This window comes from Delftia sp. ZNC0008 (assembly GCF_000799035.1).
Taxonomy (GTDB): domain Bacteria; phylum Pseudomonadota; class Gammaproteobacteria; order Burkholderiales; family Burkholderiaceae_C; genus Comamonas; species Comamonas tsuruhatensis.
Genome location: NZ_JTKZ01000612.1, coordinates 1 through 7,660 on the forward strand (window position 1 = coordinate 1; position 7,660 = coordinate 7,660).

The 7,660-nt window shown below is 70.6% G+C and carries 7 protein-coding genes; 3 read left to right on the forward strand and 4 right to left on the reverse strand.

The annotated features are described in order from the left end of the window. Positions 1-79: 79 nt before the first annotated feature. From L995_RS19985 to L995_RS19995, 3 genes are read right to left on the reverse strand one after another with little or no spacing between them, the layout of a single operon-like run. Complete coding sequence (locus tag L995_RS19985) at positions 80-838, reverse strand: ABC transporter ATP-binding protein (protein WP_016447362.1); 759 nt, start codon at positions 836-838, stop codon at positions 80-82. 15 nt (positions 839-853) lie between these two features. After that, positions 854-2,008: an ABC transporter permease gene (locus tag L995_RS19990; protein WP_047473204.1), complete on the reverse strand. Its 1,155-nt coding sequence runs from the start codon at positions 2,006-2,008 to the stop codon at positions 854-856. Further along, complete coding sequence (locus L995_RS19995; RefSeq protein ID WP_047473206.1) at positions 2,005-3,474, reverse strand: efflux transporter outer membrane subunit; 1,470 nt, start codon at positions 3,472-3,474, stop codon at positions 2,005-2,007. Before L995_RS19995 ends, L995_RS19990 begins: the two co-directional genes overlap by 4 nt. A gap of 199 nt (positions 3,475-3,673) precedes the next feature. On the opposite strand from L995_RS19995, the gene L995_RS20000 reads away from it, so the two are divergent. Further along, positions 3,674-4,399 carry a response regulator gene (locus tag L995_RS20000; protein WP_016447358.1) on the forward strand — a complete coding sequence of 242 codons (726 nt, stop codon included), beginning with the start codon at positions 3,674-3,676 and terminating at the stop codon, positions 4,397-4,399. Then, positions 4,384-5,562 carry a sensor histidine kinase gene (locus L995_RS20005; RefSeq protein ID WP_016452240.1) on the forward strand — a complete coding sequence of 393 codons (1,179 nt, stop codon included), beginning with the start codon at positions 4,384-4,386 and terminating at the stop codon, positions 5,560-5,562. The genes L995_RS20000 and L995_RS20005 overlap by 16 nt, the downstream gene beginning before the upstream one ends. Before the next feature lie 26 nt (positions 5,563-5,588). On the opposite strand, the gene L995_RS20010 is transcribed toward L995_RS20005, so the two are convergent. Further along, positions 5,589-6,242 carry a TetR/AcrR family transcriptional regulator gene (locus L995_RS20010; protein WP_047473208.1) on the reverse strand — a complete coding sequence of 218 codons (654 nt, stop codon included), beginning with the start codon at positions 6,240-6,242 and terminating at the stop codon, positions 5,589-5,591. Between the two features lie 45 nt (positions 6,243-6,287). Here L995_RS20010 and L995_RS20015 point away from each other — a divergent pair. Further along, positions 6,288-7,660, forward strand: a 1,373-nt coding sequence (locus L995_RS20015; RefSeq protein ID WP_047473210.1) for an acyl-CoA dehydrogenase family protein, incomplete at its 3' end; no start/stop codon positions are given.

Below are 7,660 nucleotides of genomic sequence, written 5' to 3' on the forward strand. Positions count from 1 at the left end.
CCGCGTGCCAGCAGCGCGGCGGCGGCCAGCGCCGCAGCCAGTCCGGCAGTGGAAGCGGCAAGGCCGCTCAGGGGGTGCTTCATTGTTTTTCCTTCAACGGGGAGGTCTGGCGCCAGTCGCTGCGGATGGCGCCGTCCTCCATGCCGAGCACGCGGTCGGCATGGCGCACCAGGCGCGGGTCATGGCTCACGCACAGCACGGTCGTGCCATGGTTGCGCGCCGCGCGGTGCAGGATGTCGATGACGCGCTGGCCGCTTTCGGCATCCAGCGCACTCGTGGGTTCGTCGGCGAACAGCAGCTGCGGCGCCTTGGCCATGGCGCGCGCAATGGCCACGCGCTGCTTTTCGCCGCCCGACAGTTCGGCCGGGCGCATGTGGGCGCGGTGGGACAGGCCGACCTCGTCCAGCGCCTGCTGCGCGCGGCGCAGGGCCTCGTCGCTGCGCAGGCCCATGTAGCCCAGGGGCAACTGCACCTGCTCGATGGCCGTCAGTGCCGGGAACAGGTTGAAGCCCTGGAAGACGAAGCCCGTGTGGCGCAGGCGAAACTTCTCCAGCGCCCGCGTGCCCAGCTTGCCCAGGTCCTCGCCCAGCGCCATGGCGTAGCCGCTGTCCGGCGCCTGCAGGCCCGACATCAGCGACAGCAGGGTGCTCTTGCCGCAGCCCGATGGGCCAGAGATCAGGCTCAGTTCGCCCGCGTACAGCGATACCGACAGGCCCTGCAGCACCTGCACGCTGACCATGCCCGACAGGAAGGACTTGCACAGCCGCACGGCCTCCAGGCTGGGCGCCGTGCGAGGCACCGCCGTGGGCGCGGGGGAAGAGGCATTCATCACGTTCATGGTGTCTGGAAGTCTTCAGCGCAGCAGCGTGGCCGGGTCGGCGCGCAGCAGGCTGCGCATGGCGCCCAGGCCCGACAGCAGGGACAGCACGGCCACCAGCACGGCACAGGCCAGCACGGCCGATGCGTTCAGCGCCACGGGCACGCGGTAGGCCGTGGCCACGGCCAGCAGCACGGCGCTGGCCAGCGCGGCCATCACGAAGCCCAGGCCGCCGATCCAGCAGGCCTGCTCCACCACCACGCGGCCCAGGGCCGCGCGGCTCACGCCCAGCGCGTTGAGCACGGCGTACTCGCGCGACGAGGCAGCCACCACGGCCTTGAGCGACTGGCTGGTGACCACCGAGCCCACCAGGCAGACGATGACGGCCATGAACAGCACGCCCGCGCCGGCGCCCGTGTCGAACATCCAGTAGCGCTGCGAGCGCCGCGCGAATTCCTTGGCTGTCCATGCCTCGTAGGGGCCGAAGCTGGGCGTGGACTGGTTCAGGCGCTGCTGGACGGCCTTGGCCGAGGCGCCGGGGCGCACGCGCGCCACGAAGTAGGTGCTGCCCTGGCCCGGGTCACCGCCAATCTCGCGCGCCGTGGCCAGCGAGGCCAGCACGTTCACGCCGCCCAGGCCGCGCAGGCCGTCCACGGCGGCCACCACCTGCACGCGGTGGTTGTTGACCCAGGCCACGCCGCCCTCGCTGGCGCCCAGCGTCTGCAGGTCGGCCCGGTCCACGATCACGGCGCCGGGTTCGCGCAGGCGCTGCCGCTGCCAGGGCTGGAGCACGCGGGAAAACAGCATGGAGGCATCATCGGTGGCAATGCCGGACAGGTAGACCGACACGCCGCCGCCGTGTTCGCTGGCCGCGCCGCCAGCCGGCGTGCTGGAGCGCCAGTCGCCATCGACCCAGACGTAGGGCTCGACGGCAGTGATGTCCGGGTCCATGCGCAGGCGCATGTCCACGTCGCGGCCGATGGTGCGGCCGAAATTCACGCTCTGCGTGCCCGGGTAGCCGATCCACAGATCGGCCGAGGACGCCGTCACATACAGCGCGGCCGATCCGAAGATGCCCAGCACCAGCGCGGCCTGCATGGCCAGCAGCACGCCGGAGAAGCCCACCGCGAAGACGGAGGGAATGAACCGGCGCCACTCGTGCACCAGCGTCTTGCGCGCCAGCGCGATCATGAGGATGCCCCCCGAGCCACGGGCGCAGGGCCGTTGCCGGAATCGTCCTCCGGCCTGTCCTCGGCAGGCAGCGGCGCGCCGCCCAGGGCCTTGTACAGCGCCACATAGGCCAGGGCATGGGCGGCCAGGGCGGTGGTCTGCTCGCTGCGCGCCTGCAATGCGGCGCGCCGGTACGCCAGACCACCGAACTCGCTGTCCAGGCCCAGCTTCTGGCGCTGGTGCTGCACGCGTTCGCGCTCGGCCAGCACCTGCTGCGAGTCCTGCAGCGCGGCGATGCGCTGGCGCTGGGCACCGATGGCGGCCAGGGCGGATTCGACCTCGGCCACGCCGTCCAGCACGCTCTGGCGGTAGCCCTGGATGGCAGCCTGCAGCGCCAGCTCGCTGGCATCGGCCTGCGAGCGGCGGCGGCCCCAGTCGAACAGGGGAATGTCGATCTGCGGCCCGAAGGTGGGCGCGTTGTCCTGCGTCGTGCGCAGGTTCTGGGTGATGTTGAACGAATACAGCAGCGAGCCGCCGATCACGAAGCGCGGGTACAGCGCCGCTTGCGCAATGCCCTGCTCGGCTGCGGCGCGTTCCACGCCGGCCTGCGCCACCTGGATGTCGGGGCGCGTGCGCAGCAGGTCGGCCGGAAGGACCGCCACGCCCAGCGCCTGCGGGCCGGGCAGCGGCGCTGTCGCATCGGCCTGCAGCCATTGCGCATCGGGCCGTGTGCGGCCCAGCAGTGCGGCCAGCATGTGGGCGCTGCGGGCCTGGGTTTCACGCAGGCCCGCACGCAGGGCAGCGCTCTGGCCGGCCTGCAGCTGCAGCTGGCGCACGGCCTCGGCCGTGCCCAGGCGCTGCTGCTGGCGCACCTGGGCCAGTTGCAGGGCACGCGCATCCAGCTGCGCCTGCTCGTCGATCAGGGCCAGCTGGCGCTGGGCCATGCGGATGTCCAGGTAGCGGTGCACCACGTCGGCCACCAGGGCCACGCGCGCTGCCTGCAGGCGGCCCCGTGCATCGAGCACGGCAGCTGCGGCATTGCGCTCGCCGGCCTCGCGGGCGCCGAACAGGCCCAGGTCCCAGCTCACGTCGATGCTGGCGTGGAAATACGAGTCGATGGCTGCGATGTCCTGCAGCGTGCGCGCACCGGCCGTGAACACGGGCCGGAAGGCAGCGCCGGCCGTGCCCGCCAGCAGCCGCTGCTGGCGCAGGCGCGACTGGGCCTGGGACAGATCGAGGTTGGCGGCCAGCGCCTCCTCGACCAGGGTGTTGAGGGATTCATCGCCCCAGGCCTTCCACCAGCCCTGCAGGTCGGGTGCGGCGGCCGAGCCAGGTGCACCCGGCGCGGCGGCGGGCAGGGGCTGTGTCCACTGCGCAGGCACCGAGCCGTCGAGCTGTGCCGGGGGCGGCGATGAGCAGCCGGCCAGCGCCAGGGCGGCGCCCAGGCACAGGCTGGAGAGGCGTTGCGTCGCGGCGGCGTGGTTCACGGGATGGACAGGCGGGAGGGGATGATCGAGGGGGAGGACCGGGAAAACGAGGCCAGGGAACCATGTCCCCGGATAGCCATTGGACGCGGCCAAGCTTGCGCGAGGTTGCAGGCTTTATGGAGGGAATATGGAGACATACGGCCCGTGCAGCCTCGGCCCATAATGGGCCCCCGAGGCCACGCCAGGCCGCTTTTGCGCAATGAACTCCACAGCACAGCCAACGGCAACCACCCCCCTCGTGCTCGTCGTCGAAGACGAGCCCGCCATCGCCAGCATCCTGACGGCCTATCTCGAGCGGGACGGGCTGCGTTCGCGCATGGCCTCGGACGGGCAGGAGGCGCTGCAGCTGTTCCGCCAGCTGCGGCCCGACCTGGTGCTGCTGGACATCCACCTGCCCGGCATGGATGGCATCGACGTGCTGCGCGCCATCCGCGATGACAGCCAGACGCCCGTGATCATGGTCACGGCCCTGGCCGACGATGTGGACAAGCTGCTGGCCCTGCGCCTGGGCGCCGACGACTACGTGGTCAAGCCCTTCAATCCGCCCGAGGTCGTGGCCCGCGTGCGCGCCGTGCTGCGACGCACCCAGGCGCGCAAGAACCCGGCACCCGCGCCCATCCGCGTGGGCCCCATCGAGATCGATACCGAGGCGCACAGCGCCGTGGTCTACGACAACGAGGGCCGCGCCCTGCCGCTGCCCCTGACGCTGACCGAGTTCCGCCTGCTGGCCTGCCTGGCGGCCCAGCCCCGGCGCTGCTTCTCGCGCTCCCACCTGATCGAGCACTGCCTGCCCGAGAGCGATGCGCTGGAGCGTGTCATCGACTCGCACCTGTCCAAGCTGCGCCGCAAGCTGCAGCTGGCCGGCCAGGAAGGCCTGATCGAAACCGTGCGTGGCATCGGCTACCGGCTATGGCCCTGGGACTGAGGCCCAACCGCATCTGGGTGCGCTTCGGCCTGTGGATCACGGCCACCGTGCTCAGCACCATCGCCCTGCTGGCCATCGGCGTGCTGGTGTTCTCCGAGATCCAGTACCGCGACTTCTACAACAGCCTGCCGCCGGCCGTGCAGATCGAGCTGGACGAACTCAACGCCCAGTCGCTGGAGGACAGCCCGCGCGCCATGCAGATCTATGGCCAGTACTGGACGGGCGATCTGCTGTTCGGCGAGAAATGGTCGCTGGTCATCGGCCTGCTGGTGTGCCTGCCCTTCGGACTGGCCGTGGGCTTTTGGGTGTCTCGCCTGGTGACGCGGCCCCTGGCGTCCATGGTCGAGGTGGCCAAGCGCGTGGAGCTGGGCGACTTCAGCGCGCGCGCCCTGCCCGGCAAGGCCCACGGCGAGATGGCCGAGATGGTGGTGGCCTTCAACCGCATGATCGATTCGCTGGAGACGCTGGAGACCGAGCGCCGCGCCACGGCGGCCTCGATCTCGCATGAGCTGCGCACGCCGCTGACGGTGCTGCAGGCGCGACTGCATGCCATCTGCGATGGCGTCATCGCGGCGGACGACACCGAATTGAACACCCTGCTGTCCCAGGTCGAGCACCTGGGCCGGCTGGTGGACGACCTGCACACGCTGTCCATGGCCGATGCAGGCCAGCTCTCGCTGCAAAAGCAGCGCATGGACCTGACCCTGCTGGTGGCCGAGACGCTGGACCAGCTCCACCCCCAGCTGCAGCAGCACGGCATGCAGCTGGACCTGTCCCTGCCCGGCCCCACCGACGAAGGCATGACCGACATCCGCGCCGATGCCGACCGCATGCGCCAGATCCTCTCCAACCTGGTCAGCAACGCCATGCGCCATGCGGCCAGCGGCGCCTGGCTGGGCGTGGCGCTCACGGTGGAGTCCGATATCGAAGGCCGCGCCTGGACCGTGCTGCGCATCAGCGATGCAGGCCCCGGCCTGCCCAGCGAGCTGCGCGCCCACCCCTTCCAGCGCTTTGCCCAGGTGCCCGGCAAGCGCCGCCGCGAGGGTTCTGGCCTGGGCCTGTCCATCGTCAAGGCGCTGACCCTGTCCCAGGGCGGCAGCGTGGAGGCCGACGATTCCGAGCGGGGCGGCGCCCGCTTCACGCTGCGCTTTCCGCGCATCTGAGTCTCGGGCCCCTGGGCCCTGAGGGACTACGCAGCCTGCGCCTTGCGCAGCAGCGCATGAATGGCCCAGCCCAGCGGCTCGCGCAGTTGCTGCGGCGTCTGCTGCGGCCCCAGCGCCAGCAGCGACTGCGACACCCAGCCATAGGTCATCGTGTGCAGCAGCCGCGCAAGGGGCTGGGCCGGCTCGGGCAGCGGCGGATCGCAGTCCTGCAGCGCCATGGCCCACAGCTGCACATAGGCCTGGTAGTGGCGCCGGAAGGGCTCGGGCGCGGACACCTTGCGCTCGAGCATGAACAGCGCAGCCCACATCGGCGCCTCGCGCGCAATGCCGTCCACCAAGGTGTCCAGCAGCCGGTCCACGCGCGTGGCCGGCGCCATGTCGGCGCATCCCTGCAGCGCCTGCAGTCCCTGGGCATGCAGGGCCTGCACCTGGCGGTGGATGCACATGGCCGCCAGCGTGTCCATGTTGCCGAAGTATTCGTAGAAGGTGCCCAGGCCCACGCCGGCCACGGCCGCCACCTCGCGCACCGTGGTGCGCTCGTAGCCCTGCTCGATCACAAGCCGAACAAAGGCGTCCTGCAGCGCCTGCGAGGTGGCCTGCGCGCGCGATTGCAGGGGGCGGCGCCGCACTTTGGGCGGCTGCGGCTGCTGCCTTGAAACCCGAACACCTTTGCTGGGCATTTTTCCTAGACTTTTGCGTTGAGACCCACGATCACGGAGACACGCATGAGCACCGGCCAGACTTTGCAGACACGGCACACCTGGAACACGCACGACGTCCTGAACCAGGTCGACGAACTCACCGACTTCAACCTGCTGGAGGCCGACCCCGCCCTGGCCGAGGCCCTTCAGCGCAGCGGCGCTGCGCGCCACATCCCTTCGTTGTCGCGCTATGCGCAGCAGTTGGGCGAGCGCGCCACCTGGGAGCTGGCCGAGCAGGCCAACCGCCACACGCCCGAGCTGCACCGCTTCGACGCACGCGGCCGCATCATCGACGCCGTGGAGTTCCACCCGAGCTGGCACACGCTGCTGGGACTATACCGGCAGCAAGGGCTGATCTCCCTGCCCTTCGAGGACAGCAGCGCGGGCCGCTGGAGCGCCTGGGCCGCAGGTTTTTACCTGCACGGCCAGGTCGAACAGGGCACGCTGTGCCCGGCCACCATGACCACGGCCGCCATCCCGCTGCTGCAAAAGGAACCGGCGCTGTGGCAGCAGCTGCAGGGCAAGCTGTTCAGCCACAAATACGATCCGCGCGACCTGCCCGTCGCCGACAAGGCATCGATGTGGCTGGGCATGGGCATGACCGAGAAGCAGGGCGGCTCCGACGTGCGCGCCAACACCACGGTGGCCATGCCGGTGCACGCCGGCGGGCGCGGCGGCGAGTACCTGCTGCGCGGCCACAAGTGGTTCTTCTCGGCCCCCATGTGCGATGCCCACCTGGTGGTGGCGCGCATGGGGGAAGGCGGTGGGCAGGCCTGCTTCTACGTACCGCGCTGGCGCCCCGACGGCACAAAGAATGCGGTGCGCGTGCAGCGCCTGAAGGACAAGGTCGGCAACCGCAGCAACTCCAGCAGCGAGGTGGAGTTCGAGGACGCCTGGGGCATCCTGATGGGCGAGGAAGGCCGGGGCATTCCCACCATCATCGAGATGGCCACCTACACCCGCCTGAACTGCGTGCTGGGCAGCGCCGCCATCCTGCGCTCGGCCACGGTGCAGGCCCTGGCCTATGCGCGCCGGCGCAGCGTCTTCGGCAAGCGGCTGGCCGAGCAGCCGCTGATGCGCAGCGTGCTGGCCGATCTGGCGCTGGAGAGCGAGGCCGCGCTGCAGATCGCCATGCGCCTGGCCCAGGCCTACGAGCGTGGAGGCGACGAGGGTGATCCGCTGGAGCGCGCCTGGAAACGCATCATGACGCCGGCGGCCAAGTTCTGGGTCTGCAAGCGCGGCGTGGAGCTGACGGGCGAGGCCATGGAGGTGCTGGGGGGCAACGGCTATGTGGACACGGGCGTGATGGCGCGCCTGTTCCGCGAGGCGCCCGTGAACTCGATCTGGGAAGGCTCGGGCAACGTCATGTGCCTGGACGTGCTGCGCGCCATCTCGCG